We start from the raw sequence: 26,505 nt of genomic DNA, 5'->3' as shown, positions 1-26,505 counted from the left end.
GAAGAATGAACCGCACCATTGCCGAGACAGATATTGGCGGCGATATTATAAGGCTAAGGCCAATAGTTGCAGAGGCTTCTGGCATTTCGGTGCGGTTCGCAAAGCTCACCACAACCTACGGAAAGGTGTAGGGTGAGGTGAAGAATGAACCGCACCATTGCCGCGACAGATGCTGGCTTTGTGTTGTGGCCAACATTCATCCTATCGCCCCTAGAAGGGGCTCCCACACTGGTGGCCAACCACGCCGCCAAAACCCTCTGTAGGAGCCGCCTCTGGCGGCGATATTATGAGGCTAAGGCAAATAACTGCAGAGGCTTCTGGCATTTCGGTGCGGTTCGCGAAGCTCACCGCATCCTACGGGAATCATAAAAAAACCGCTACAAAACGGCAATGTTCAGCCATTTTGTAGCGGTTTTTTTGTATCTGGCTAAGCCCTTAAAAAAGCTCTTAAACAAAGAACTTAGGAAAAGTGCTCAGCACGGATATTTAAGCGCAGTAATTACAGTTCAGTAATGCCGCCCATGTAAGGCAACAACACTTCTGGCACTTTCACATGACCATCAGCGGTTTGGTAGTTTTCAAGAATCGCCACCAAGGTACGCCCTACCGCCAAACCAGAACCGTTCAAGGTATGCACCAACTCGGGCTTACCGGTTTCAGGGTTACGCCAGCGCGCTTGCATCCGACGAGCTTGGAAGTCTTCCATGTTACTGCAAGAGGAGATCTCACGGTATTTCTGCTGACCAGGTAACCAAACCTCAATGTCGTAGGTTTTCGCCGCACTGAAGCCCAGATCACCACCACAGAGGGTCACTACACGGTAAGGCAGGTTCAGCATCTGCAGGATTTTTTCTGCATGGCCGATCAACTCTTCCAGCGCTTCCCAAGATTTGGTTGGCTCAACAATATGGACCAGCTCAACTTTTTCGAATTGATGCTGACGGATCATACCGCGGGTATCGCGACCATGACTGCCCGCTTCGCTACGGAAACAAGGCGTGTGCGCGACAAATTTCAGCGGCATTTGGGCTGCATCAATAATTTCATCGCGAACAATGTTGGTCACAGGTACTTCGGCTGTCGGAATGAGGTAATAATCACGCTCACCCGGCACCTTAAACAGATCTTCTTCAAATTTAGGTAGCTGCCCAGTGCCCCGTAGCGAATCGGCATTGACCAGATAAGGGACGTAAGTCTCTTCATAGCCATGTTTCGCTGTGTGGGTATCCAGCATAAACTGAATCAGAGCTCGGTGCATACGCGCGATACCGCCACGCAGTACAGCAAACCGAGCGCCGGTGATTTTAGCAGCGGTACCGAAATCTAAGCCGCCATTCTGCTCGCCTAGATCAACATGGTCTTTCGCTTCGAAACCCAGTTGCGTAGGCTCGCCCCATTTGCGAATTTCGATATTGTCATCTTCGGTGACACCCGCTGGCACAGACTCATGCGGCAGGTTAGGCATCCCCATCAGCAACGCGTCCATCTGGTCCTGAACAACGGTCAACCGCTCTTTAGCGGCATCGAGTTGTTCACCTAGGGTGCCGACTTCAGCCAGCAATGGCGCGATATCTTCACCGGCCGATTTGGCTTTACCGATATTTTTGGAGCGAGTGTTACGCTCACTCTGTAAACGCTCGGCCTCAACCTGCACGTCTCGACGCTGGTTTTCTAGGGCATTAAATTCGTCAACCGGGAACTTGTAACCCTTTTTGACCAGTAGCTGAGCTACTTCTTCTGGATTAGAACGTATAAATTTAGGATCTAGCATGATGTCAGAAACAACCTTAAAGTCAGAACAGGCGAGTAAACCATAAGCCGCTATACAGGGCGACCATGCAGAGCACTACGCTCATTAATATGTAAATTGCGGCGGACATTATATGCCCTTCTTGCAGCATGGTCACGGCTTCCAGCGAGAAGGTGGAAAAAGTCGTGAAAGCGCCCAAAAAGCCCACCATCAATAATGGCCGTAATTCTGGGCTAATACGCGCCTTTTCCATAATCAAAACAAAGAAAACACCCATGAGAAAAGACCCTAATACATTACAGATCATTGTGCCGTATGGCAGTTTGAACTGAGCATTGCTGATCAAAATCCCGCTCACCCAATAACGGGCTAACGCGCCAGCAGCGCCGCCAGCGGCGACTGAAATAAGGTGCAGCATGGGCTATTCCCTGTATCGTTGCTTGTCACTGGACTGATCCAGTGCTTTGAGGTGATCAAGCTTATCACCAATACGAATCTCGAGGCCCCGCGCGACCGGGTGATAATACTGCCGATCCGCAATCTCCGGCGGCAAATAGCATTCTCCAGCCGCATAGGCATCGGGCTCATTATGAGCATAACGATATTCAGCCCCATAACCAAGATCCTTCATCAGGCTGGTGGGGGCATTACGCAAATGTTCCGGCACATCATAGCCAGGCTCACTGCGAACATCCGCCATCGCCTGATTAAATGCTTGGTACACCGCATTACTCTTAGGGGCGCTGGCGCAATAAATGGCCGCTTGGGCAATCGCCCGCTCACCTTCTGCCGGACCAACCCGCTCGAATGCATCCCAAGCGTTAAGCGCCATCTGCATCGCTCGTGGATCGGCATTACCGATATCTTCCGAAGCGATGGCCACCAGCCGCCTAGCGATATAGAGCGGATCGCAGCCGCCATCAAGCATGCGACAATACCAATATAACGCTCCATCCGGGGATGAACCCCGTACCGATTTATGGAAAGCAGAGATCATGTCATAGAACAGATCACCCTGCTTATCGTAACGGCGGGCGCTGGATTTCAGCACCTCTTCGATAATGTGCGGGCCTATTTTATATTCAGTGCCATCGAAATCGGCTAAATCGGCGGCGATCTCCAGCAAGTTAAGCCCACGCCGGCCATCACCATCGGCCGCTGCAGCCAACTGTTCTAGGGCACCATCGGCAAAGACCAACGGCTGTTGCGGAATCCCTCGAGCCTTATCACTCAAGGCCCGCTGTAATAGCACTTCGATATCGGCTTGCTCTAGGCTACGCAGTAGATAGACCCGCGCACGGGATAACAATGCGTTGTTCAGTTCAAACGAAGGGTTTTCCGTGGTGGCGCCGACAAACAGGAAGGTTCCATCCTCGATATAGGGCAGAAAAGCATCCTGTTGTGACTTATTAAAACGGTGCACCTCATCGACAAACAGAATCGTTTTACGTCCAGATTGGGCTTTCACCTGCAAAGCCTGATCCACCGAGGCGCGAATATCTTTTACCCCAGATAAGACCGCAGAAAGGATAATAAAATGGGCATCAACCTGATGGGCCAATAAGCGGGCCAAGGTAGTTTTACCCACACCGGGAGGCCCCCACAGAATCATGGAATGCACCGAGCCTTGCTCCAGCGCTTTACGTAGTGGCTTACCCTTAGCTAGTAGGTGCTGTTGCCCACAATACTCCTCTAACGATTGCGGCCGCATCCGCGCCGCTAAGGGCTCGTAGTCGGGCTGAAGCTCATCAAACAGATCGGCCATTATTCACTAGACTCCGGGCTGCTTTCGACAATTACATCGGTTCCTTCCGGTGGTGTAAAAGTGAAAGTATCTTCTTCATACTTAGGATTAAGCTTTTGATTTTTAAATAGTATCGAAGTTCTCTGCCCTAGCGAATCTTCCATCTGCAACTCGTTGATCACCCCTTTGGTAAACAGTAAACGAATGCGGGTAAAGACCTCTGCTTCTTTTAACGGCAGCAGCTCAAACAGCTGACTATCATCCTTTTCCTGCAGTAAACGGATCTTATATTGCGATTGAAGTTGCTCAATCTGACCATTCAAAATCAACGCAGGCACCCCAGAATCACCTTCTGAAACCTTACGCTCGGTGGCTTGCTCAAGATCAGGATCATAGATCCATAATGTTTCACCATCACTGACCAGCGTCTGCGGAAACGGCTCTTTGGCAATCCATCTAAAGCGGTTAGGTTTCGCTAGCAGCAAGGTTCCGCGGGAACTATCCATTCGCCGGGAATCATCGCTACCGGACACCTGATCAAAATCAGCACTCAAGCTATCAAAGGTGGCCAGCAGACTGTTCAGCCGCTCACCGGCCCCTTCTTGAATCTCGGCTAACGCTGAAAAGCTCAGTGAACAACCGAGCAAGGCAACCGCAGCTATCTTTTTAAATACCATGTTTAATCCTTAGGCGGTGGTGGTGCCAGCACTTCACGGGCACCGTTGTGGCTAGCGGTAGAAACAACCCCCGCCGCTTCCATTGATTCAATCATCCGGGCAGCCCGGTTATAGCCAATCTTAAGCTTACGCTGTACTGAAGAGATCGACGCTTTACGGGTTTGTGTCACAAAGGCAACCGCTTCATCATAGAGCGCATCTTGCTCATCATCACTCTCGCCCATCATGCCGGCGCCTTCAACCACTTCAGACAGGTCTGAGATCAGGTATTCAGGAGCACCGAGCTTCTTCCAAGCCTCGACCACGCGATGGACTTCATCATCACTGACAAAGGCGCCATGTACTCGGTTAGGCAGACTACTACCCGCGGGCAGATAGAGCATATCACCGTTACCGAGTAGGTGTTCAGCACCACTCTGATCTAGCACCGTGCGGGAGTCGATCTTAGAGGAGACCTGAAAGCCGATACGTGTCGGGATGTTAGCCTTAATCAAACCAGTAATAACGTCCACAGAGGGGCGCTGAGTCGCGAGAATAAGGTGAATACCCGCCGCCCGCGCTTTCTGAGCAATTCGGGCGATCAACTCTTCTACTTTCTTGCCGACAACCATGATCATATCGGCAAATTCATCGATACAAACGACGATATAGGGCAATGTTTCCAGGTAAGGTGCTGGCGCATCCGCCGGCAAGCCCATCTCTTCTGGATTCCAGAGCGGATCAAGCAAAGGCTCACCTTTATTGCGGGCCGCTTTGACCTTATCGTTATAGCCCGCGATATTCCGCACGCCCATTTTCGACATGAGCTTATAGCGACGTTCCATCTCAGCCACACACCAGCGCAATCCACCCGCGGCTTCTTTCATATCGGTAATAACCGGCGCCAACAGATGAGGCACGCCTTCATAGACCGAGAGCTCTAGCATTTTCGGGTCAACCAGCATCAGGCGAACTTCGTCCGGCGTTGCTTTGAAGAGCAAGCTCAGCAGCATCGCATTAACACCCACCGACTTACCAGAACCTGTGGTACCCGCCACCAATAAGTGAGGCATCTTGGCCAAATTGGCCACCACTGGGTTACCGGCAATATCATTACCAAGCCCCAAGGTTAACTTAGAAGACGCTTCTTTATAGGGTTTTGAGTTGAGCACTTCGCTGAGGCGAACCATCTGGCGCTCTTCGTTCGGAATTTCAATCCCGATCACCGATTTACCCGGAATGACTTCCACCACCCGGACACTCATGACCGCCATGGAACGCGCTAAATCGCGGGCCAAATTGGTGATTCGACTGGCTTTCACGCCGGGAGCGGGCTGCATCTCAAAACGAGTAATTACCGGCCCAGGATTGACCTCTACAACCTCGGCGACAATGCCGAAATCTTTCAGCTTACTCTCTAACAAGCGGGACATATCTTCGAGCTGCTCATCACTGTAGCAGTGCCCCTGTTTCAGTTCAGGCGGATCCAGCAGATCCAATGAAGGAATACGTCGACGAGGCTCTCGGCGCACAACCGCCTGCGATTGATGATCAAGTCCGAGCTCGCTATCTTTCATCGGCGTGTGGGCTTCCGATAAAGGCACCACTTTGACGCCTTTACGATCCATCTCCGCAGCTTGTTGAGCAGGTATCGGCTCAACTGGTGACCGAGCCGTACGCGGCGCAGCGTTGTGCTGTACCTCCTGCTGAGGCGCAGCAACGGGACGCTGAGGTACATCTGTTGGATTAGCAAACTCTTGGTCGGCACGTTCAGTGACCAGCGGAATATCCTGCCCTCTCTCGACAGAGCTTAACTGGTCAACATCGTAATGTTCCCACTCCACCGCAGGTTCAGCCAATGGCTCATAAGCCGGAGGCTGCTCGACTGGCTGTTCAAATACCGGCTCTCGCCGCACATTCGGTACCTGTAGCGCACTAACGGTCGCCGCATCCGCCTGTACCGCGTCGGCTGCAACGCCATGACGGGCTGCCGCACGCAGCAGATGCCGTTTCTCTTCATCCGCCGCCGCATAGGGGTCAGAAACGGGTGTTACTCTTTCGCGTTGATATTCACGTTGATGTTCAGGTTCACGCGGCTGAGCTTTAGTCTTAACTCGATGCACTAATGCAAACAAACTGCGACCTAACCGCTCGAGTAACTGAGACCAAGACAGTTCAAACATCAGAGTCATACCAAACAGCATCGCCGTGGCCAACACAATGGAACTACCGATCAGACTAAACAAAGAGACCGCAACATCAGCCAACGCTTGGCCGACCAGCCCCCCCATACTAAACGGCAGATGCCCTGCAGCATTCGAGAGGTGAATCGCAGCAAACGTCGCCAGACAGAGCAACAACAATACGGCCCCCGTAAAGCGCAGCATCATAAAAGGGATGCCATCCAATAAAGAGATACCGCGGCGTAACATAAAGCGAATAGCCGGAATCAACAACATCAACGGGATCAGCCAAGCGGCCACACCAAATATCGACAACGCCAGATCAGCTAACCAAGCACCCACCAGCCCTGTGAAATTATGCGCCAGCGGTTGATAACCCAAATGGGACCAGCCTGGGTCCCGATGATCATAGCCAAACAGCGCCAACTGCAAAAAAAGCGCGAAACCGATCACTAGAATCAGTCCGCCCTCTTTTGCAATCCGTGCGAGTAGATCAGAAAAAGAGACGATTTTGTCCTCTCCCGAACGGGCTTTAACGCCCGCATCATGACTCTTAGCTTGGCTTCGAGTCTGGTTTCTATCTGTTTGGCTACGATGCGACAAGAAAATATCCTTACAACTATCCATAAAATGGCCTGAAAAATAACATATTTAGGCCCTACTCCCCAGACACAAAGCGGACTTTTACCCGCTTTATTCAGCATACCCCCTCAGACTGAGCAGGAACTGAACAATCCTAGGCGCTATTTAGTGCTACAACAGGGCTAATTATCCTGTCAGATATGATTTAAAAAGGGACAAACCCTCTCAGACCCGCAGCAAGTTAAAAAATTCAACCTCAATCCCTGTTTTGTCCGCCTCGCTAAAGGGGCATAATAGATCTCAATAATAGACCTCAAGATGAGGCGTCAATATTAGCCCTCAATACCATGCGTGAACAGAGAACGAATCATGAGCGAAACACAGCACCATAAATTAATTATCCTTGGGTCCGGCCCCGCTGGCTACACTGCTGCAGTATACGCGGCCCGCGCCAATCTGAACCCTATCGTGATCACCGGTATGCAAGCCGGTGGCCAGTTAACCACCACCACTGATGTCGATAACTGGCCTGGAGATGTCGATGGCGTACAGGGCCCCGAGCTAATGCAGCGAATGCAAGCCCATGCCGAACGCTTCGACACCAAAGTTATCTTTGATCATATCAGTGAAACCGATCTACAGAACCGCCCTTTTCGTCTAAAAGGCGATATGGCGGAATATACCTGCGATGCTTTGATTATCTGTACCGGCGCATCTGCCCAGTATATCGGTTTGCCATCGGAAGAAGCCTTTATGGGCAAAGGCGTGAGCGCCTGCGCGACCTGTGATGGTTTCTTCTACCGTGGCCAAAAAGTGGCGGTTATCGGTGGCGGCAATACCGCTGTCGAAGAAGCGCTCTACCTATCGAACATCGCTGCTGAAGTCACCCTGATTCACCGTCGTGACTCGCTACGCTCAGAGAAAATCCTGCAAGATAAGCTTTTTGAGCGGGCCAAAAATGGCAATATCAATATTATTTGGAATCACCAGCTTGATGAAGTGTTAGGCGATGATATGGGCGTCACCGGCATCCGCATCAAGAGCACTGAAGATGACGCTATGCAAACACTGGAACTGCAAGGCGTCTTTATTGCCATCGGCCATAAACCGAATACAGAGATCTTTGGTGATCAACTTGCGATGGAAAATGGCTACCTTAGCATTCAAACAGGCACCCATGGTAATGCGACACAAACATCGATTGAAGGCGTCTTTGCCGCCGGCGATGTGGCTGATCATATCTACCGTCAGGCGATTACCTCAGCAGGCTTTGGCTGCATGGCCGCACTGGATGCCGAGCGTTATCTGGATGATCAAGCCTAAATGCTGCCTTGGTTAGACCCAAACAGCACTGCATTTCCCCCAATTAGTCAGGCGCTAGACGACCCTAATGGTTTGCTAGCCGCCGGCGGGGATCTCAGTGCTGAACGACTAATAGCCGCCTATCGACAAGGAATATTTCCTTGGTTCAACCCCGGCGAGCCCATTTTGTGGTGGTCGCCCGATCCCCGTTGCACCTTGGTGCCGGAACAGGTTCACATCTCAAAAAGTTTGCGCAAAGCGATTCGTCATACGGCGTTTGACATCAGCTTTGATCAAGCATTTAGTGATGTCATCAAAGCTTGTGCAGCACCAAGAAACTATAGCGAAGACACCTGGATCAGCACGCCGATACAGAACGCTTATATCGACCTGCATCAACGGGGCGTTGCCCATTCGGTAGAGCTATGGCAAAACGGCGAACTCACTGGTGGTCTTTACGGCATTGCCATGGGGCGGTTGTTTTTTGGTGAATCGATGTTTAGTCGTTCGACCAACAGCTCAAAAATCGCATTTGCCTACTTCGCTAAGCAGCTGCAAAAATGGGGCTATGCTTTAATTGATTGTCAGGTTGAAAATAGTCACCTGACCAGTCTGGGTGCCCAGTGCATTCCCAGAATCGAATTTCAACAATATCTAGCACAACACCTGACCACGACATTGGATCATCCGTGGCAGTTTGATATTGATAAAGAAGACGTGGTACGAACTGAGTGAGTAATCTGAGAACCCTGCATTTTTATGCGACACCGGAACACGAGTGTAGTTATCTCGAAGGGCTGGAAGCCAAAACGCTATTTGTTGACCCTCAGGAAGTCATTAATTTTGACGCCTACAGTCAGCTATCTGACTTAGGCTTTCGCCGCAGCGGCAAGCATATCTATCGCCCCTACTGCAGCAACTGTCAGGCCTGCATCTCTGTACGGGTCAATGCTCGAGAATTCTCTCCAAGCAAAAGCCAGAAGCGTATTATTAATAAAAACAAAGATCTGCAGGTGACCACCGCCCCGCCACAGTTCACCGATGAGTATTACTCACTCTATGAGCGTTATATCAATGCTCGTCACAGTGATGGTGATATGTATCCACCGACACCGGAACAGTTCAGCGCTTTTCTGATTGAAGGTGAACAGAAAGGCTGCTTTTACGAATTTCGCGACCCGAGTGGCAAACTTGTCGCGCTAGCCGTCACCGATTACTTGGTGCAGGGTTTGTCGGCTATTTATACCTTTTTTGATCCACAAGAGGCGTCACGCAGTTTGGGCAGTTACGCAATTCTTTGGCAACTTAAAGAGGTGCAGCGATTAGAACTGGAGTATCTTTATCTCGGCTATTGGATACAGGAGTGCCAGAAGATGTCCTATAAAATCGCTTATACGCCCCTTGAGATGCTGCTTAACGGACAATGGGTTGTTGTCGACTGACTCGATAACTCAGCGTCACAAAACATCGCCAGCGCGCTGTAAGGCTGCGTCACAAAGGACTATTATCGCGGCATTCACCTTATGATTCTGCTAGCAACACCCGGCTGATCCATATAAGTTCTAACCCGTTTTGGCGATTACTTGATTAAATCCGGCAAATCTCTTTGATATAATTAACAAAATAAGGCAAAATACTGCGCTGCAAAATGTAGTATTGCAACTAATCAACTTAGGTAGGTACTGAATGTCTAAAGAAGACAGCTTTGAAATGGAAGGCGTTGTGACCGACACACTGCCTAACACAATGTTCCGGGTAGAACTGGAAAACGGTCATGTTGTTACAGCGCACATCTCTGGCAAGATGCGCAAAAACTATATCCGCATCCTGACCGGTGATAAGGTTAAGGTTGAATTAACACCTTACGACCTGACTAAAGGCCGTATCACTTACCGCGCACGGTAAGCAGCTTATAAAAAAAGCGACCCAAGGGTCGCTTTTTTTATATCTCATTTTTGCGTGATGACGGTCAAACCGCCACCTCCGCATGAATCTCAATATCATTATCCGCGTTAACGGTGATATCCACCTCACCCCCTTCATCGGCAAGCTCACCAAACAGAATCATTTCGGCTAACGGCTTTTTCAGCTTTTCCTGAATCAAGCGTTTCATTGGCCGAGCCCCCATGTTGGCATCATAACCGTTATCAGCAAACCACTGACGGGCGGCATTATCGATGTTCAGCACAACATTCTTGTCATCCAATTGTGCCTGCAACTCGGTTAAGAACTTATCAACCACACCGGTAATCACTTCTGGCGACAGCGCTTTAAACTGAATAATGCCATCCAAACGGTTACGAAACTCCGGCGTAAAGAGCTTTTTAATCGCCTCCATACCATCCGTTGTATGATCTTGATGACTAAAGCCAATCGATGCGCGGGTCATCTGCTCGATACCGGCATTGGTTGTCATCACCAGTATCACGTTACGGAAATCAGCTTTACGACCATTGTTGTCGGTCAGGGTGCCGTTATCCATCACCTGCAGCAATAGATTAAAGACTTCTGGATGAGCTTTCTCAATCTCATCTAGCAGCAATACCGCATGAGGCGACTTAGTAACCGCCTCAGTCAGCAAACCACCCTGATCATAGCCGACATAGCCAGGAGGCGCACCAATGAGCCGTGAGACCGTGTGACGCTCCATATACTCCGACATATCGAAGCGAATCAGCTCAATCCCCATAATCCGAGCAAGCTGACTGGTCACCTCGGTTTTACCCACCCCTGTCGGGCCAGCAAACAGGAAAGATCCAACCGGCTTATTCGGTTCATTAAGACCCGCACGGGACAGCTTAATCGCCGCTGATAGGGTATTGATCGCTTCATCCTGCCCCAGCACAACCATTTTAAGGTTACTATCGAGCTTCTTCAGCTGCTCTTTATCCGAGACGGAAACGCTCTTAGCCGGAATTCGGGCAATCTTAGCCACCACGATCTCAACTTCAGCCACATCGATCACCGAGTTACGCTCTTCTAACGATACCAGCTGCTGATAAGCCCCAGCTTCATCGATTACATCGATCGCTTTGTCCGGCATATGCTTATCATTGATATAACGATCAGCCATTTCAGCGGCCGCTCGTAAAGCCTCATCGGTATAGGTCACATGGTGATGATCTTCGAAACGACTCTTCAGCCCTTGCAGGATTCGATAGGTGTCATCAACGGAAGGCTCCAAGACATCCACTTTTTGAAAGCGACGGGCCAGCGCCCGATCTTTTTCAAAAATGCCACGAAACTCCTGAAAGGTTGTCGAACCAATACAGCGTAACTGGCCAGAACTTAACAGAGGTTTCAGCAGATTCGATGCATCCATTGAACCACCGGATGCTGCACCAGCACCGATAATGGTATGAATTTCATCAATAAACAGGATCGCGTGCTCCTGCTCCTTAATCTCATTCAAAAGCCCTTTCAGGCGTTTTTCGAAGTCGCCTCGATACTTAGTACCGGCTAGCAATGCGCCCAGATCGAGAGAATAGACAATGCTCTCTGCAATAACATCCGGCACCTCCCCTTCAACGATCAGCTTAGCTAGGCCTTCCGCAATCGCCGTTTTACCCACCCCAGCTTCACCGACCAGCAACGGGTTGTTTTTACGACGCCGAGAGAGTATCTGCACGACCCGCTCAACCTCCGAATGACGACCAACGAGCGGATCGATACGCCCTGCCTTTGCCTGCTCATTAAGATTAACGGCAAAGTTAGCCAAGGGGCTCTTCTCTTTCTCTGCCGCAGGCTCGCCTTCTAGCAACCCTTCATCCGCCGGGCGACTATCGTCTTCCTCAACCCGAGAGATCCCATGAGAAATATAATTAACGACATCGATCCGCTCGATACCTTGCTGATTCAGCACATAGACCGCATGACTTTCCTGTTCACTAAAAATGGCGACCAAGACATTGGCCCCATTCACCTCAGCACGACCCGATGACTGCACATGAAACACCGCCCGCTGCAAGACTCGCTGAAAGCCCAGCGTTGGCTGCGTTTCGGCATCGGGAATATTGTCTGGCAACAGTGGCGTCGTATCGTCAATAAAAGTACTCAGCAACTGCCTCATCTTATCGAGATCGACCGCACAGGCATCTAATACCGCACGGGCCTCTGTATTATCAAGCAACGCTAATAGCAGATGCTCAACGGTCATAAATTCATGTCGCTTAGCGCGCGCATTTTTAAAGGCAATGCTAAGCGTATCTTCAAGCTCTTTATTTAACATACTTAACGCTCCGCTAGGCTTGTTCTACGTCACACAGAAGAGGATGTTGATTCTCTCTGGCACATTGATTAACTAAGGCAGCTTTCGTATCTGCCACATCGCGGGTAAACACACCGCACACACCTTTACCTTGAGTATGGACTGCTAACATCACTTGTGTCGCTTTTTCCTGATTCATACCAAAGAACCCCATCAGAACCTGAATAACGAAATCCATTGGAGTATAGTCGTCATTTAGCAATACCACCCGATACATCGAAGGCCTTTTTAACTCAGGCTTCGCCTCCTCCGTTACGACACCGGTATCATTGTGGTCAGCAAAATCATCTGGCTCACCTGAAAGTTTTATATCACAAACTACTTGCCACATATCATATCTCTGAAAGAAGAATCAATTATTTACATCCCATTATGGGCAAACCATACCCGATAGGCTCTCCAGCCTAATGCTATAATGTATCTGCAGGAGTTAAGAGTATGTGTTGTATCGGATGTCCCTGCATTTTAACTACAGGCATTTTCTCTTGTCTGAGCATTGTAACAAGAGAGTTTGTCGTGGCAACAGGCCTAGAGTCGTTCAGGTCGAAGTAATTCGGATATTGGGGGGATGCCAATGCACACAGGGAAAGTCAAATGGTTCAATAATGCTAAAGGTTTTGGCTTTATTGTTTCACCGGATTTTGACGAAGATTTATTTGCTCACTATTCTGTCATTCAGTCAGAAGGTTATAAGAGCCTAAAAGCAGGACAGGCGGTTGAGTTTGACACAACCCCCGGCCCTAAAGGGATACATGCGGTTAACATTCGATTGTTAACAGTGCCGGAAGAAGAAGTAAAGGAGTTCAGCTGATAGGACAGACCCAGACTCCCAGTCTGTCGACGTGGGAGTTTGCAGTGACCGCACTGCACATTGATTGTAAAAATTAGAGAAAGGCAGATGTACTGCCTTTCTCTTGTTATGAGCTCTTGTTATAAGTTCTTGTTGTAAGCCCTCTCTTTAATGCCTCTACTCAATACCGCTAAATACCTCAACATCAGCTAATGCAGGCAACCTAAAAGCGTGCTCCGCAAAACAGCGACACTCACATATGCTTAACAATCGCCTTACCAAAGGCTGAGCAGCTAAGTAACTGAGCCCCCTCCATCAAACGTTCAAAGTCATAGGTCACGGTCTTAGCCGCAATAGCGCCTTCTACCCCCTTAATGATCAAATCGGCCGCTTCAAGCCAACCCATATGCCGCAGCATCATTTCGGCAGAGAGAATGATCGAACCCGGATTCACTTTGTCTTTACCCGCATATTTTGGTGCCGTACCGTGAGTCGCCTCAAAAATAGCGACCTTATCTGATAAGTTCGCCCCAGGGGCAATACCAATCCCACCCACTTCAGCCGCTAAAGCATCGGAAATATAATCACCATTCAGGTTAAGCGTGGCGACCACATCATATTCAGCCGGACGCAGTAAAATCTGCTGCAGCATCGCATCAGCGATGACATCCTTTACCACGATCTGCTTGCCATTATTCGGATTAACAAAGCTCATCCAAGGCCCACCGTTGAGTGGCTGCGCACCAAACTCATCTTTAGCGACCTCATAGCCCCAATCCTTAAAAGCACCCTCGGTAAACTTCATGATGTTGCCCTTATGCACTAAGGTCAGGGATTCACGGTCATTATCGATGGCATATTGGAGCGCTCGTCTGACTAACCGCTTTGTTCCCGCCTCCGAGACCGGCTTGATACCAATACCACACTGGGTATCAAAGCGAATTTTAGTAACGCCCATCTCCTCTTTTAGAAACCGAATCACCTTGTCGGCCTCTGGGCTGCCCGCCTGCCACTCAATACCGGCATAGATATCTTCGGAATTTTCCCGATAGATCACCATATCCACATCACCGGGATGTTTGACGGGGCTAGGCACCCCTGTAAACCAACGGACAGGACGCTGGCACACATACAGATCTAGTTCCTGACGTAGCGCCACATTCAGCGAGCGAATACCACCGCCCACCGGTGTCGTCAGCGGCCCTTTGATACCCACCGCAAACTCTTTGAAAGCGTTCATCGTCTCTTCTGGCAGCCAGGTATCCTGATCATAGACCGCGGTGGCTTTTTCGCCTGCATAGACCTCCATCCAAGCAATTTTACGCGTTCCCGCATAGGCTTTACTGACGGCGGCATCGACGACCTCTAGCATCACCGGCGAAACATCAACACCAATACCATCGCCTTCGATATACGGAATAATGGGATGGTCTGGGACATTCAGCGAGTAATCATCATTCACTGTAATCTTACTGCCCTCAGGCACCGTGATTTTTTTGTATGCCATTTTCTGCTCCAACATTTTCTAAGACTCTGACCTTGCAGACACAGTATAGACGCTGATAACCTGCCTGCCCGTTCAATTCAGATGACCTGTCGGAAAAGTCTAATGTCAGAAATAATCTTGTTCAACAAACCGTTTCAGGTACTCACCCAGTTTACCGACAGTGAAGGCCGCCCCACTCTCGGGGATTATATTAAGCGTAAAGGTGTTTATGCGGCGGGACGGCTCGATTATGATTCTGAAGGTCTGCTAATTCTGACCGACAACGGCCAGCTACAGCACCGTTTAGCCGACCCCAAGTTTAAACTTGAAAAAACCTACTGGGCGCAGGTTGAAGGTGATATCGATGACCACGCGCTCTCGCAGTTGCGCAAAGGGGTCACATTAAAGGATGGCGTGACTCGCCCAGCCAAGGCGAAAAAAATCCCCGAACCCTCAATCTGGCCACGCACGCCGCCGATACGGCAACGGCAAAACCAACCGACCAGCTGGGTAGAGCTTAAAATTAGCGAAGGTAAAAACCGCCAGGTCAGACGCATGACTGCTGCCGTCGGTTTTCCAACACTCAGGCTGATCCGCGCAGCGATCGGTAACTGGTCATTAGAACAGCTTAAGCCGGGGGAATATCGCACAGAACAGGTTGAACTCCCTGCGGCCCCAGCCCTTGCCCGCGGCGAAAAAGCCCAGCCAAAAAAACCCAGCCGCAACCGCTCGACGAATCGACATAAGCCCCGCGGCAAACGGAACCCGCAACGCTAAGCGCGCTCACCAACTATCGGCGGCATCGAGGTCTGATTGCTTCGCCTCAACCCAATACTCCCCAGCGGTAGTAATCTCTTTTTTCCAGAACGGTGCATCCCGTTTGAGATAATCCATGATAAATTGAGCCGCCTGAAACGCGGCGACACGATGGGCACTAGCAACACCAACGAAAACAATATTATCGTTCAGCAGCAGATGCCCTATGCGATGCACCACCACTACATTTCCCAGCGTCCAGCGTTGACGCGCCTGAGCGATAATATTGGCGAGGGCTTTCTCCGTCATACCGGGGTAATGTTCGAGATACATCGCCTTTAGCTTAGGATCATCCGATAATTCTCGAACAATACCGGTAAAGGTAACAATCGCGCCATTACTGACGTCATCAGCCCGGATTTGCTGACACAGGTGGGCGATGGAAAAATCTTCAACCTGAACCGAAACACTATCTTTATACAAAGGTCACTCCAAAATACAGCCAAATGCGGTCAAAAATGGTAAGATTGCCCGCCATAGGACACTGCGTAAATCGCAGGCAGTTAAACTCAATGGGCGGATCATCTGCCCTTAATATACGGGATGAGAAATGCGTTGGACACCCCATGCCACCGTGGCAACCATTATTGAGCAGGATGGCAAATTTCTCTGCGTAGAAGAGCAATCAGTCTCTCAAGGGCAGCTGGTGATTAATCAGCCAGCGGGCCATATCGAAGCAGATGAAAGTTTCGTCGCGGCGGCGGTCAGAGAAACCTTAGAAGAAACCGCCTGGCACGTAACACCGACAGCGCTGATTGGTATTTATGTCTACACCGCACCCGCTAACGGTATCACCTATCATCGCTACTGTTTTGCAGCCCAAGCCGACAGCCATGATCCGACACGGCCACTCGATACCGGGATTGAACGCGCCCTATGGCTCAGCCGTGCCGAGCTCGACGCGCGGCAGAATCAACTACGCAGCCCGATGGTCACCCGTTGCATTGATGATTATCTGGCCGGTATCCGTTTTCCATTATCGGTTATCGTTGAGCCCGAACAGCACTAAAGCATTGAAATCTGTGACTCTGGTCGCATATACACTAAACATTGTCAGTTTTAAGGTCATATACAGTTCCCATGTCAGACGCCGCTAACACTACCCCTGCAACAACCAAAGTCATTGTCGGCATGTCCGGCGGTGTGGATTCATCCGTTTCAGCCCTGCTACTGCAGCAACAGGGGTATCAGGTGGAAGGCCTGTTTATGAAAAACTGGGATGAAGATGACGGCACTGATTACTGCACCGCGATGGATGATCTTGCGGACGCCCAAGCGGTGAGTGACAAACTCAATATCAAGCTGCACACCGCTAATTTTGCGGCGGAATACTGGGATAATGTCTTCGAGCACTTTCTTGAGGAGTATAAGGCCGGTCGCACCCCTAACCCAGATATCCTCTGCAATCGGGAAATTAAATTTAAAGCCTTTCTCGAATACGCCAAAATGCTAGGCGCCGATAAGATCGCCACCGGTCACTATGTCCGCCGAGGCGAGACTAACGGCAAAGCCACCTTGCTAAAAGGGCTCGACAACAACAAAGACCAAAGTTACTTTCTGCATCAGGTCGGCGCTGAAGAGTTGTCACAAACCCTCTTCCCTGTTGGCGAACTGGAAAAACCTGAAGTTCGCCGTCTCGCCGAACAACACGATCTGATTACCCACAACAAGAAAGATAGCACCGGTATCTGTTTTATCGGCGAACGCCGTTTCACCGACTTCTTGAAACAGTATCTGCCAGCCCAACCCGGCAATATAGAAACCCCAGACGGTGATATTATCGGCCAGCACCAAGGGTTGATGTACCACACCATTGGTCAGCGCCAAGGTCTCGGCATCGGTGGCTTAAAAGATTACCCAGAAGAGCCTTGGTTTGTGGCCGAAAAAGATCTCGACCGTAATGTCTTGGTCGCGGTCCAAGGTCAGCAACATGAACTATTATTCAGCCACTGGCTTACCGCCAGCGATATCTTCTGGATCAGTGGTGAGAAACCCACCCTACCGCTCACTTGCCGTGCTAAGGTTAGATACCGTCAGTCCGATCAAGGCTGTACCGTATTCGCCGATGGTGACGGTTATCGCATCGAATTTGAGCAACCCCAACGAGCCGTCACCCCCGGCCAGTCAGTCGTCATCTATTGTGATGAAGTCTGCCTCGGCGGTGGTGTCATCGAAACGACCGGAAAAGCGTAAGTAGAGCGATTCACACATATGTCTAGAGCAGAAGATCAACAAGCTATCGCGCTGGCAGGCCTGTTTCAGGCAGCCAGTTTGGTGGAGCAAATTGCCACCCGCGGTATGGTGCCACAGAACAGTTTCGAAACCTCATTGGCCAGCCTTTTCGTCACCAACCCCGACACGACTGAAGAGATCTATGGCGGCGTACATGACCTGCCGATCAATCTGAGTCAGGGGTTTCGTGGCCTCAATGAACTACTCGACAAAAGCAAAGCCGAGCAGAATAAAGATGTGATTCGTTACGGCCTTAGCATTATTCATCTGGAACGCAAGCTGAATAAACGGCCTGACCTGTTACAGAACATTGGTGAACGGCTCGACAAGATTACCCAGCAAGCCCGTTATTTCGCTGAAGAAGGCACCGATTTAAAAGATAATCCCGCCGCTTTCACGCATCCTACAGTGGTCGCTAACATTGCCAGCCTCTATCAGGATACGCTGAGCACCTTCAGCTTTCGCATTCAGGTAACGGGCGAACCCCGCCATCTACAAAATGCCGAAAATGCCGCCAAAATTCGTGCTCTGTTACTGGCTGGCGTTCGGGCTGCGATGCTGTGGCGCCAAGTCGGTGGGAAGCGCTGGCATCTGTTATTTTTCAAATCTCGACTACGACCATCCGTTAAGCTGATCACCGGTCGCAACTAGTCTTAATTCAGCAGCGACAAATAAATAGCCGCCAGATTTTCCCTGCGGCCCTATTTTAGCTATAATCCGCCCTCAAAATTTAACCCAGTCAGGTATTTACTCGATATGGATCTTACGTCTCTTTCTGCGATCTCCCCTATTGATGGTCGTTACGGTAGCAAAACCGCTGATCTACGCCCTATCTTCAGCGAGTTTGGTCTGATTCGCGCCCGTGTAACGGTCGAAGTTCGTTGGTTGCAGAAACTTGCCGAACACCCGCAAATTACAGAAGTGCCACCACTCAGCGCGGCCGCTAACGCTGTGCTTGACGCGCTGGTTGATAACTTTAGCGAAGCACAGGCTAACCGCGTAAAAGAGATTGAGCGCACCACCAACCACGATGTGAAAGCGGTTGAATACCTGATTAAAGAGTCGATTGCAGACAACGCTGAACTCGCCGCCGTCAGTGAGTTTGTTCACTTTGCCTGCACCTCTGAAGATATTAACAACCTGTCCCACGGTTTAATGCTGAAACAGGGGCAAGACTTGATGCTGCCGATCATGCAGCAAATCACCGATGAGATCGCGCAACTGGGCCGTACTTATGCCACCCAGCCGATGCTATCTCGCACCCATGGCCAGACTGCTTCACCAACCACCGTTGGTAAAGAGATGGCAAATACCGCTTACCGTTTACAACGCCAAATCAATCAACTGAAAAAGGTTGAGCTGCTAGGCAAGATCAATGGTGCTGTCGGTAACTATAACGCCCACCTGTCTGCTTATGCCGATGTTGATTGGGCTAAGAACGCACAAGAGTTTGTCGAAAGCCTAGGGTTGACCTTTAACCCTTATACGACACAGATTGAGCCACACGACTATATTGCTGAACTGTTTGATGCCGTATGCCGCTTTAACACCATCATCATCGATTTCGATCGTGATATCTGGGGTTATATCTCTCTGGGTTACTTCAAGCAAAAAACCATTGCGGGCGAAGTGGGCTCTTCCACTATGCCGCATAAAGTTAACCCGATTGACTTCGAAAACTCTGAAGGCAACCTCGGCATCGCCAACGCCGTGATGCAACATTTGGCGGCTAAACTACCGGTTTCCCGCTGGCAGCGTGACCTTACCGATTCAACCGTCCTGCGTAACATGGGTGTCGGTTTCGGTTACAGCCTTATCGCTTACCAGTCCAGCCTAAAAGGGATCAGCAAACTAGAGCTGAACCCAACTTGCCTGGATGCCGATTTGGAAAACAGCTGGGAAGTCCTCGCTGAACCTATTCAAACCGTGATGCGTCGTTATGCCATCGAAGAGCCTTATGAAAAACTCAAGGCACTGACCCGTGGTCAGGATATGAATAAAGCCACCATCATGGCCTTTGTTGATACCCTTGATATGCCACAGGCCGCGAAAGATGAGTTAAAGCAATTGACCCCACATAGCTACATCGGCAATGCGGTTGATCAAGCTAAAGCGATCTAAACGCTGCTGGATGACGACTAAAAAGCAGAGCTAGCGCTCTGCTTTTTTATTGCTTTGTCGTAATCCAATCTTATTTATTACTTTAATTAAAGCGCTCAACTGGTTGATTTATGGAAAAAATAACAGCTAAAGATGGAACTGATATTCATTACCTCCGGTTGGGCAAAGGCAGCCCGGTTATGTTTTTACATGGCTGGAGCGCTAGCGCAAAAGATTGGCTTCCCTTCGCCGCCGAACTGGCCGACGAGCACGAAGTGATCTGCTGGGATGCCCGCGGGCATGGTGATCATCAACTGCCGGCAGGCTCTCCTTCTGATGTGCAAACCATGGCAGCCGATCTACAACAACTCATCGAACACCACGATCTTAATAACCTAATGTTGATCGGGCATTCCATGGGTGCCCTCACGCTATGGCAATATATTCGTGACTTTGGTTGCGATCGTTTAGCTGGCGTTGGGATTATCGATCAATCACCTAAACTGGTGACCGATGAGCAGTGGCAAAACGGTATTTATGGCAATTTTGACCATCAGGCAAACCAAGCGCTCATTAAACTACTGCGCCAAGATTTCGCCGAAGGCCTGCTGCAACTGGTCGCCCACGGTTACAACCGCAAATCCTATGACAACTACACACGCAACTCCCGTGGTTTTCAGCAGATGCGCGAACACCTTCAAAGCTTAGATGCCGAACCCTTAGTGCAGTGCTGGGAAAGCCTGACCGCCGCCGACTACCGCGACGTATTGCCACAGATCAGTGTTCCCGCCCTGTTAATCTATGGCGATGAAAGTCAGTTCTATGCGAAAGCCGTCGCCGAATACGTTAGGGATAATATCCCTCAGTCGGAACTGCATATTTATGAAAACGCCGACCACTCGCCACAACTGTGGCATCGTGAACGGTTTGTCTGGGATATTAAACAGTTTCTCCGTAAGCTGAACCACGGTCGAAAATAATCCAGAGAGACAACAACTCTGACCTGAAACAATAACTGTCAGCGGGTAACGCATTAAGATTAGGCGCCTGACACGAATAACGAAGATTTTATGCTGAACAACATACGCATCGTACTGATTAACACCTTTCACCCTGGCAACATTGGTGCCGCCGCGAGGGCAATGAAAAATATGGGCTTAAGCCAGCTCTATTTGGTGGAGCCCCGCATCTATCCCGACGAGGAAGCCGATGCCCGCGCCGCCGGTGCAAAAGATCTCCTCGATAGCGCTGTCGTTGTTGATACCCTCGATGAAGCGATCAGCGATTGCCAGCTGGTGATCGGTACCAGCGCCCGCAACCGCACCTTCGACCTACCTATTTTCGATGCCCATGACTGCGCTCGTAAGGTTGTTGGTGAAGCACAACAGGGAAAAGTGGCCATCATTTTTGGTCGCGAGACCATGGGGCTGCATAATTCAGAGCTGCAGAAATGTAATTACCATGTCTACATTCCCGCCAACCCTGATTATCCGGTGTTGAACGTCTCCGCCGCGATTCAGTTGGTGTGTTATGAGATCTGGCAGGCCCATCTGAAGAATGATTTTATCCCGCAAGAAGAGCCCTATCCTCTCACCCAGGATATGGAACGCTTTTATGAGCACCTTGAAAGCGCGCTGCATAAAACCCGCTTTATCATCCCTCAACATCAGGGGAAGGTACTGGATAAATTACGCCGTTACTTTAATCGTTCTCGGCCAGAACGAACTGAACTCAACATGTTACGCGGTATTCTCGCCTCCATTGACGAGACCGTGGATAAACTATCGGCCACACCGACTGAAAAGCAACAGGATAAAGGATCTGACCAATGAGTGATTCACCTTTCGGCGATATTTCCATCGAAGAGTTTCTGCGTGATTATTGGCAGAAAAAGCCGTTACTGGTTCGCAATGCTTTTCCTGATATTGAAGTACCGGTGGGGGCAGACGAACTCGCGGGCTTATCCCTAGAAGACGATGTTGAATCTCGCTTAGTGATTCAGAGCCCCGATAATAATCATTGGGAGATCAAACATGGCCCCTTTGATGACGCCACCTTCGCTGAGCTACCTGAAAGCCACTGGACACTGCTGGTTCAAGCGGTCGATCACTGGGTGCCCGAGGCAAGCGAGATAGTCGAACAGTTCCGTTTTATTCCCAACTGGCGTTATGACGACCTGATGGTCAGTTTTGCCAGCCAAGGTGGCGGTGTTGGCCCCCATTACGATAACTATGATGTGTTCCTAATTCAGACCCAAGGCCAACGCCGCTGGGAAGTCGGTGGCTTTTTTGATCAGAACTCACCCCGCCGGCCCAATACACCGGTAATGATCATGACCGACTGGGACCCAGAATTTAACTGGGTGCTGGAACCCGGCGATATGCTCTACATTCCACCTCAGGTTGGCCATAACGGTATCGGTGAATCCGATGACTGCATGACCTACTCGGTCGGTTTTAGAGCGCCATCCCATGCAGAGGTCATGCGTAACTTCACCGACTTTATCGGTGAAACTCTAACGTCGGAATCACGCTATACCGATCCCGACCTAAGCTTGCAAGACAATCCTGGTGAGATCCGCCCCGAAGCTCTTGAAAAAATCCGCGCAATCTTTACCGATTATCTGCAGGATGATGCCCGTCTTGGTGAATGGTTAGGTAAGTTTGTCACCGACCCTAAATACCCTGAGCTGGATCAGAGCCCAGAACAGCCTGCGACCATCGAGGAGATCAGAGCAGCGCTACAGACAGGCGATCTGTGCTTTATCCGCAACGAAGGCAGCCGGTTCTCCTACAGCGTCACTGGTGAAGATCAGGTGCAGCTCTATGCCGATGGTAACTGCTTTAAAGTCTCTGGTAGCAGCTGCACCCTAGCCACTAGCCTTTGCCAAACACCGACCATCGTCATCAGCCAAGGTGAATGGAGCGACCAACAACTACAATTGCTGGCCGACCTTTATAATCAGGGATCCTTGTATACAGAATAATCCAGCAAAGACTCTGTTATCTCTCTGATACAAAAAAGACCTCAACGCAGGTCTTTTTTTTGCATTAGTCAGCAGCAAAAATGTGATTTTTCTGTGCTAGATCAATGATTTCGATGTTTCAACCCAGTTTGTAGTGAATAGATAAATATATCTTTTTGTTATATAAACCATACCTATTTATAACCATCTCTGTCTGTAAAAACACTCATCATCCCGCTATACAGAAGTCGCTAGACTTTAGGCTATAACGACTCAATCCCTTGCTATCCCTAGCGCTGCTGCATTGCAACAAGCCTACGGCCATGTAGTTTAACTACAGCATTTAAGCGATTGATAATGTAGTAAAGCTACACCTTTGCTGCTGTGCACAAAAAGCCTTTGACCCTCCTCGATAAAGACCGCATCATAAGTTCTCCATGAGGTGTCAGACACTTCGACCATTGCTGACGCATCAAGATGTAAACCGCTTCTCTCCAGAGAACATATATACAACACCTGGATAGAGAGCTACCAACAGAAGGATTCACCATGTCTAGCCTGAATAAAGATATCGAAACAGTAGCGGCCCTTAAAGAGACCTACGGCTCTGCCTGGAACGCTATCAACCCTGAATACGCTGCCCGTATGCGTGCCCAGAATAAATTCAAAACCGGACTGGATATCGCCAAGTACACTGCCGCTATCATGCGTAAAGACATGGAGCGTTACGATAATGACACTTCCCAGTACACTCAGTCTTTAGGTTGCTGGCACGGTTTTATCGGCCAGCAGAAGATGATCTCTATCAAGAAACATTTTAACAGCACTGATCGTCGCTACCTTTACCTGTCTGGTTGGATGGTTGCTGCACTGCGCTCTGAGTTCGGCCCTCTGCCCGATCAATCTATGCACGAGAAAACCTCGGTTGCATCACTGATCGAAGAGCTATACACCTTCCTACGTCAAGCCGATGCCCGTGAACTCGGTGGCCTGTTCCGTGAAGTCGATGCTGCACGTAAAGCCGGCGATAGCGCTGCTGAAGCCGCTGCTCAAGAACAGATTGATAACCATATTACTCACGTTGTGCCTATCATCGCGGATATCGATGCCGGTTTCGGTAACGCTGAAGCGACTTACCTTATGGCTAAACAGATGATCGAAGCAGGTGCCTGCTGTATCCAGATCGAAAACCAAGTATCAGATGAGAAACAGTGTGGTCACCAGGACGGCAAAGTAACCGTTCCTCATGAAGACTTCCTCGCGAAGATCCGCGCTGTACGTTACGCCTTCCTTGAGCTGGGCGTGGATGACGGTGTGATCGTTGCCCGTACCGACTCTTTGGGTGCTGGCCTGACCAAGCAGATCGCTGTGACTAACAAGCCGGGCGATCTGGGTGATCAATACAACAGCTTCTTGGACTGTGAAGAGATCTCCCCTGCCGACATGAACAATGGCGATGTGATTCTGAACCGTGACGGCAAGTTGCTGCGTCCTAAGCGTCTACCTTCTAACCTGTTCCAGTTCCGTGCGGGTACCGGTGAAGATCGTTGCGTACTGGACTGCATCACCTCGCTGCAAAACGGTGCTGACCTATTGTGGATCGAAACTGAGAAACCACACGTTGGCCAGATCGGCAACATGGTTAACCGTATCCGTGAAGCTTGCCCTAACGCAAAACTGGTTTACAACAACAGCCCATCTTTCAACTGGACTCTGAACTTCCGTCAGCAGGTATTCGATGCCATGGCTGAAGAAGGCAAGGATGTATCCGCTTACAACCGTGATGATCTGATGTCGGTTGATTATGATGAGACTGAACTGGCGGCGATTGCCGATGAGAAAATCCGCACCTTCCAAGCCGATGCAGCCCGTGAAGCCGGTATCTTCCATCACCTGATCACTCTGCCGACTTACCACACCGCTGCCCTGTCAACTGACAATCTGGCGAAAGAGTACTTCGGTGACCAAGGTATGCTGGGTTACGTGGCTGGCGTACAGCGCAAAGAGATCCGTCAAGGTATCGCTTGTGTTAAACACCAGAACATGGCCGGTTCCGATATGGGCGATGATCACAAAGAATACTTCGCTGGCGAAGCCGCTCTGAAAGCGGGCGGTGAAGATAACACCATGAACCAGTTCTAATCACTGAATCGGTTTCAAGATAAAGGGCGCTTCGGCGCCCTTTTTGCTGTTCTCGGTTTCCACTGCGCGCAAATATTATTTGGCTGACGCTAGTCCCTCAGGTTATGATCTCTCCAATAAGGGGTTTCCCCTAGTTAGTCATACATCTAAAACGCCCTCTACCAATAACCACGTTAACGCGGGATAACAAAAGAGCCGTCTATGCCACGTCAAACGTCACGCCCTTTGTTGGGCCACCTTCATTACGCTTGGATTATCGTCTTCTCGGGCATTCTAACCCTGTTCTGCTGCATGGGCCTCGGACGCTTCGCCTTGGGTATGCTGTTACCCTCAATGGGCGACAGTCTCGATCTGAGTTATTCCCAAATGGGCTTTATCAGTACCGGTAATTTTATTGGCTACCTGCTAGCGGTATTTCTCTGCGGCAAAATGATTACCCGCTTCGGTGAACGTTACACCATCGTCTCGGGCTTAGTGCTTATCGCGGTCAGTATGTTAACCGTCAGCCAAAGCACCACCTTATCCTTAATTATCCTGATGTACTTTATCACCGGCATCGGCAGTGCCGCCGCCAACATTACCGCCATGACACTGATCGCCCACTGGTTTTCGCAAAAATATCGGGGGCGCGCGGCGGGTTATATGATTATCGGCAACGGCCTAGGCATAGTGATTAGCGGTATCTTGATCCCCTGGTTAAACAGCCACTGGAGTGATACCGGCTGGCGCATTGGTTGGGCAGCCTTTGGCATCACCATCGCGGTGATTGCCGCGATCGTTGCCCTGCTTATCCGCAACAGCCCGAATGATCTCGGCTGCCAACCCTTTGGTGAAAATTCTGACAAACAGAGGACGCCCGAGGCTCACATCAGCGACCGCAAACGCTCTAAGCTCATCGCCCATATCGGCGCGATCTACTTTGTCTTTGGTTTTACCTATGTGATTTACACCACCTTTATTGTCACCACTCTCGTTGAGCAATACGCATTCAGCGAAGCTAAGGCGGGGATATTATGGATGGCAATCGGTATTATGAGCGTGATGTCCGGCGTACTATTTGGCTGGGTATCCGATCATTTTGGCCGGAAAAAAGGCCTTATCACGGTGTATAGCATTCAAACCACCTCTTATCTTTTGGTGGCCTTTAACCTAGGGGACGCGGCGCTCTTTATCTCGATGATGCTGTTCGGCTTAACCGCCTTCAGCATCCCAGCCATTATCGCGGCGATGATTAGCGATATGCTACCGCCGTCAGAAGCTGGAAAAGTATTCGGTTATGTGACTTTTTTCTTTGGTGTCGGCCAGATCGGCGGCCCTTCAATAGCGGGATACCTTGCCGAACAAAGCGGCAACTTCACCTCTAGCTATCTGTTAGCGGGTTTATCGACCGCGGTAGGCATCATGCTAACCATGGCGTTAAAAAACACCCAACACCCTGAGCCGCCTCATTCTGAGAATACGCCATCATCCATGACAGCAGCGAGCTAACG

General features: G+C 50.0%; 24 protein-coding genes and 2 pseudogenes. 16 read left to right on the top strand and 10 right to left on the bottom strand.

What is annotated here, in order from left to right; genetic code table 11:
• Nucleotides 1-144 precede the first annotated feature (144 nt).
• On the top strand, nt 145-369 hold the full coding sequence (locus EH243_RS01860; RefSeq protein ID WP_126156929.1) for a hypothetical protein: 225 nt from the start codon (nt 145-147) through the stop codon (nt 367-369).
• A gap of 130 nt (nt 370-499) precedes the next feature.
• Here EH243_RS01860 and serS read toward each other — a convergent pair whose 3' ends face one another.
• From serS to EH243_RS18850, 6 genes and pseudogenes are all read right to left on the bottom strand, one after another.
• The gene (serS, locus tag EH243_RS01855; RefSeq protein WP_126156928.1) at nt 500-1,771 is read right to left on the bottom strand and encodes a serine--tRNA ligase; all 1,272 of its coding nucleotides are present in this window, start codon (nt 1,769-1,771) and stop codon (nt 500-502) included.
• A 22-nt stretch (nt 1,772-1,793) separates the two neighbouring features.
• Nucleotides 1,794-2,168, bottom strand: coding sequence for a fluoride efflux transporter CrcB (gene crcB / locus EH243_RS01850; protein ID WP_126156927.1), 375 nt, complete (start codon nt 2,166-2,168; stop codon nt 1,794-1,796).
• 3 nt (nt 2,169-2,171) lie between these two features.
• Complete coding sequence (locus EH243_RS01845) at nt 2,172-3,515, bottom strand: replication-associated recombination protein A (RefSeq protein WP_126156926.1); 1,344 nt, start codon at nt 3,513-3,515, stop codon at nt 2,172-2,174.
• Entirely contained in the window at nt 3,515-4,171 is a 657-nt protein-coding gene (lolA, locus tag EH243_RS01840) for an outer membrane lipoprotein periplasmic chaperone LolA (protein WP_126156925.1), read from the bottom strand. Before lolA ends, EH243_RS01845 begins: the two co-directional genes overlap by 1 nt.
• A gap of 2 nt (nt 4,172-4,173) precedes the next feature.
• Nucleotides 4,174-5,655, bottom strand: a pseudogene (locus tag EH243_RS18855) (DNA translocase FtsK); the annotation flags it as partial.
• Nucleotides 5,656-6,351: 696 nt separating this feature from the next.
• Nucleotides 6,352-6,960: pseudogene (locus EH243_RS18850) on the bottom strand (DNA translocase FtsK 4TM domain-containing protein); the annotation flags it as partial.
• 324 nt (nt 6,961-7,284) lie between these two features.
• On the opposite strand from EH243_RS18850, the gene trxB reads away from it, so the two are divergent.
• The 4 genes from trxB to infA all read left to right on the top strand — a co-directional run bounded on the left by trxB (nt 7,285) and on the right by infA (nt 10,122).
• Nucleotides 7,285-8,238 (top strand): thioredoxin-disulfide reductase, encoded by a 954-nt coding sequence (gene trxB, locus EH243_RS01830; RefSeq protein WP_126156923.1) that lies wholly within the window; start codon nt 7,285-7,287, stop codon nt 8,236-8,238.
• On the top strand, nt 8,239-8,952 hold the full coding sequence (gene aat, locus EH243_RS01825; protein WP_126156922.1) for a leucyl/phenylalanyl-tRNA--protein transferase: 714 nt from the start codon (nt 8,239-8,241) through the stop codon (nt 8,950-8,952).
• Nucleotides 8,949-9,659, top strand: a complete 711-nt coding sequence (locus EH243_RS01820) for an arginyltransferase (RefSeq protein ID WP_126156921.1) — start codon at nt 8,949-8,951, stop codon at nt 9,657-9,659. Before aat ends, EH243_RS01820 begins: the two co-directional genes overlap by 4 nt.
• Before the next feature lie 244 nt (nt 9,660-9,903).
• Nucleotides 9,904-10,122 (top strand): translation initiation factor IF-1, encoded by a 219-nt coding sequence (gene infA, locus EH243_RS01815; RefSeq protein ID WP_091359137.1) that lies wholly within the window; start codon nt 9,904-9,906, stop codon nt 10,120-10,122.
• 64 nt (nt 10,123-10,186) lie between these two features.
• On the opposite strand, the gene clpA is transcribed toward infA, so the two are convergent.
• Both clpA and clpS read right to left on the bottom strand, forming a co-directional pair.
• Entirely contained in the window at nt 10,187-12,445 is a 2,259-nt protein-coding gene (gene clpA / locus EH243_RS01810) for an ATP-dependent Clp protease ATP-binding subunit ClpA (RefSeq protein ID WP_126156920.1), read from the bottom strand.
• Between the two features lie 13 nt (nt 12,446-12,458).
• Entirely contained in the window at nt 12,459-12,815 is a 357-nt protein-coding gene (clpS, locus tag EH243_RS01805) for an ATP-dependent Clp protease adapter ClpS (protein ID WP_126156919.1), read from the bottom strand.
• Nucleotides 12,816-13,058: 243 nt separating this feature from the next.
• On the opposite strand from clpS, the gene EH243_RS01800 reads away from it, so the two are divergent.
• Complete coding sequence (locus tag EH243_RS01800) at nt 13,059-13,295, top strand: cold shock domain-containing protein (protein WP_126156918.1); 237 nt, start codon at nt 13,059-13,061, stop codon at nt 13,293-13,295.
• Nucleotides 13,296-13,527: 232 nt separating this feature from the next.
• Here the strand turns inward: EH243_RS01800 and icd are convergent, their stop codons facing one another.
• Nucleotides 13,528-14,781, bottom strand: a complete 1,254-nt coding sequence (gene icd / locus EH243_RS01795; RefSeq protein WP_126156917.1) for an NADP-dependent isocitrate dehydrogenase — start codon at nt 14,779-14,781, stop codon at nt 13,528-13,530.
• Between the two features lie 102 nt (nt 14,782-14,883).
• Between icd and EH243_RS01790 the strand changes: the two genes are divergently transcribed.
• Nucleotides 14,884-15,537: a pseudouridine synthase gene (locus EH243_RS01790; protein ID WP_126156916.1), complete on the top strand. Its 654-nt coding sequence runs from the start codon at nt 14,884-14,886 to the stop codon at nt 15,535-15,537.
• Between the two features lie 6 nt (nt 15,538-15,543).
• Here the strand turns inward: EH243_RS01790 and moaE are convergent, their stop codons facing one another.
• Nucleotides 15,544-15,999 (bottom strand): molybdopterin synthase catalytic subunit MoaE, encoded by a 456-nt coding sequence (gene moaE, locus EH243_RS01785; protein WP_126156915.1) that lies wholly within the window; start codon nt 15,997-15,999, stop codon nt 15,544-15,546.
• 127 nt (nt 16,000-16,126) lie between these two features.
• Between moaE and EH243_RS01780 the strand changes: the two genes are divergently transcribed.
• The 9 genes from EH243_RS01780 (at nt 16,127) to EH243_RS01740 (ending at nt 26,503) form a co-directional block, all read left to right on the top strand.
• Nucleotides 16,127-16,585 (top strand): NUDIX hydrolase, encoded by a 459-nt coding sequence (locus EH243_RS01780; protein ID WP_126156914.1) that lies wholly within the window; start codon nt 16,127-16,129, stop codon nt 16,583-16,585.
• Between the two features lie 71 nt (nt 16,586-16,656).
• Nucleotides 16,657-17,769 (top strand): tRNA 2-thiouridine(34) synthase MnmA, encoded by a 1,113-nt coding sequence (mnmA, locus tag EH243_RS01775; protein ID WP_126156913.1) that lies wholly within the window; start codon nt 16,657-16,659, stop codon nt 17,767-17,769.
• 18 nt (nt 17,770-17,787) lie between these two features.
• On the top strand, nt 17,788-18,459 hold the full coding sequence (hflD, locus tag EH243_RS01770; RefSeq protein WP_126156912.1) for a high frequency lysogenization protein HflD: 672 nt from the start codon (nt 17,788-17,790) through the stop codon (nt 18,457-18,459).
• A gap of 105 nt (nt 18,460-18,564) precedes the next feature.
• On the top strand, nt 18,565-19,929 hold the full coding sequence (gene purB / locus EH243_RS01765) for an adenylosuccinate lyase (protein ID WP_126156911.1): 1,365 nt from the start codon (nt 18,565-18,567) through the stop codon (nt 19,927-19,929).
• A gap of 110 nt (nt 19,930-20,039) precedes the next feature.
• Complete coding sequence (locus tag EH243_RS01760; RefSeq protein ID WP_126156910.1) at nt 20,040-20,888, top strand: alpha/beta fold hydrolase; 849 nt, start codon at nt 20,040-20,042, stop codon at nt 20,886-20,888.
• 90 nt (nt 20,889-20,978) lie between these two features.
• Nucleotides 20,979-21,740 carry a tRNA (cytosine(32)/uridine(32)-2'-O)-methyltransferase TrmJ gene (gene trmJ, locus EH243_RS01755; RefSeq protein ID WP_126156909.1) on the top strand — a complete coding sequence of 254 codons (762 nt, stop codon included), beginning with the start codon at nt 20,979-20,981 and terminating at the stop codon, nt 21,738-21,740.
• Nucleotides 21,737-22,894 (top strand): ribosomal protein uL16 3-hydroxylase, encoded by a 1,158-nt coding sequence (locus tag EH243_RS01750; protein WP_126156908.1) that lies wholly within the window; start codon nt 21,737-21,739, stop codon nt 22,892-22,894. The genes trmJ and EH243_RS01750 overlap by 4 nt, the downstream gene beginning before the upstream one ends.
• A gap of 528 nt (nt 22,895-23,422) precedes the next feature.
• Complete coding sequence (locus EH243_RS01745; RefSeq protein WP_126156907.1) at nt 23,423-25,015, top strand: isocitrate lyase; 1,593 nt, start codon at nt 23,423-23,425, stop codon at nt 25,013-25,015.
• Between the two features lie 201 nt (nt 25,016-25,216).
• On the top strand, nt 25,217-26,503 hold the full coding sequence (locus EH243_RS01740) for a YbfB/YjiJ family MFS transporter (protein ID WP_126156906.1): 1,287 nt from the start codon (nt 25,217-25,219) through the stop codon (nt 26,501-26,503).
• Nucleotides 26,504-26,505 lie beyond the last annotated feature (2 nt).

Source organism: Amphritea opalescens (assembly GCF_003957515.1).
GTDB lineage: Bacteria > Pseudomonadota > Gammaproteobacteria > Pseudomonadales > Balneatricaceae > Amphritea > Amphritea opalescens.
The sequence above is the reverse complement of the archived record's forward strand: the minus strand, read 5'-3'. Positions and strand labels throughout refer to the sequence as shown.

Excerpts from the sequence above, each read along its gene's own strand:
- EH243_RS01860 (WP_126156929.1), top strand. The coding sequence starts at position 145 with ATGAACCGCACCATTGCCGCGACAGATGCTGGCTTTGTGTTGTGGCCA.
- serS (WP_126156928.1), bottom strand. The coding sequence starts at position 1,771 with ATGCTAGATCCTAAATTTATACGTTCTAATCCAGAAGAAGTAGCTCAG.
- crcB (WP_126156927.1), bottom strand. The coding sequence starts at position 2,168 with ATGCTGCACCTTATTTCAGTCGCCGCTGGCGGCGCTGCTGGCGCGTTA.
- EH243_RS01845 (WP_126156926.1), bottom strand. The coding sequence starts at position 3,515 with ATGGCCGATCTGTTTGATGAGCTTCAGCCCGACTACGAGCCCTTAGCG.
- lolA (WP_126156925.1), bottom strand. The coding sequence starts at position 4,171 with ATGGTATTTAAAAAGATAGCTGCGGTTGCCTTGCTCGGTTGTTCACTG.
- trxB (WP_126156923.1), top strand. The coding sequence starts at position 7,285 with ATGAGCGAAACACAGCACCATAAATTAATTATCCTTGGGTCCGGCCCC.
- aat (WP_126156922.1), top strand. The coding sequence starts at position 8,239 with ATGCTGCCTTGGTTAGACCCAAACAGCACTGCATTTCCCCCAATTAGT.
- infA (WP_091359137.1), top strand. The coding sequence starts at position 9,904 with ATGTCTAAAGAAGACAGCTTTGAAATGGAAGGCGTTGTGACCGACACA.
- clpA (WP_126156920.1), bottom strand. The coding sequence starts at position 12,445 with ATGTTAAATAAAGAGCTTGAAGATACGCTTAGCATTGCCTTTAAAAAT.
- clpS (WP_126156919.1), bottom strand. The coding sequence starts at position 12,815 with ATGTGGCAAGTAGTTTGTGATATAAAACTTTCAGGTGAGCCAGATGAT.
- EH243_RS01800 (WP_126156918.1), top strand. The coding sequence starts at position 13,059 with ATGCACACAGGGAAAGTCAAATGGTTCAATAATGCTAAAGGTTTTGGC.
- icd (WP_126156917.1), bottom strand. The coding sequence starts at position 14,781 with ATGGCATACAAAAAAATCACGGTGCCTGAGGGCAGTAAGATTACAGTG.
- EH243_RS01790 (WP_126156916.1), top strand. The coding sequence starts at position 14,884 with ATGTCAGAAATAATCTTGTTCAACAAACCGTTTCAGGTACTCACCCAG.
- EH243_RS01780 (WP_126156914.1), top strand. The coding sequence starts at position 16,127 with ATGCGTTGGACACCCCATGCCACCGTGGCAACCATTATTGAGCAGGAT.
- mnmA (WP_126156913.1), top strand. The coding sequence starts at position 16,657 with ATGTCAGACGCCGCTAACACTACCCCTGCAACAACCAAAGTCATTGTC.
- hflD (WP_126156912.1), top strand. The coding sequence starts at position 17,788 with ATGTCTAGAGCAGAAGATCAACAAGCTATCGCGCTGGCAGGCCTGTTT.
- purB (WP_126156911.1), top strand. The coding sequence starts at position 18,565 with ATGGATCTTACGTCTCTTTCTGCGATCTCCCCTATTGATGGTCGTTAC.
- EH243_RS01760 (WP_126156910.1), top strand. The coding sequence starts at position 20,040 with ATGGAAAAAATAACAGCTAAAGATGGAACTGATATTCATTACCTCCGG.
- trmJ (WP_126156909.1), top strand. The coding sequence starts at position 20,979 with ATGCTGAACAACATACGCATCGTACTGATTAACACCTTTCACCCTGGC.
- EH243_RS01750 (WP_126156908.1), top strand. The coding sequence starts at position 21,737 with ATGAGTGATTCACCTTTCGGCGATATTTCCATCGAAGAGTTTCTGCGT.
- EH243_RS01745 (WP_126156907.1), top strand. The coding sequence starts at position 23,423 with ATGTCTAGCCTGAATAAAGATATCGAAACAGTAGCGGCCCTTAAAGAG.
- EH243_RS01740 (WP_126156906.1), top strand. The coding sequence starts at position 25,217 with ATGCCACGTCAAACGTCACGCCCTTTGTTGGGCCACCTTCATTACGCT.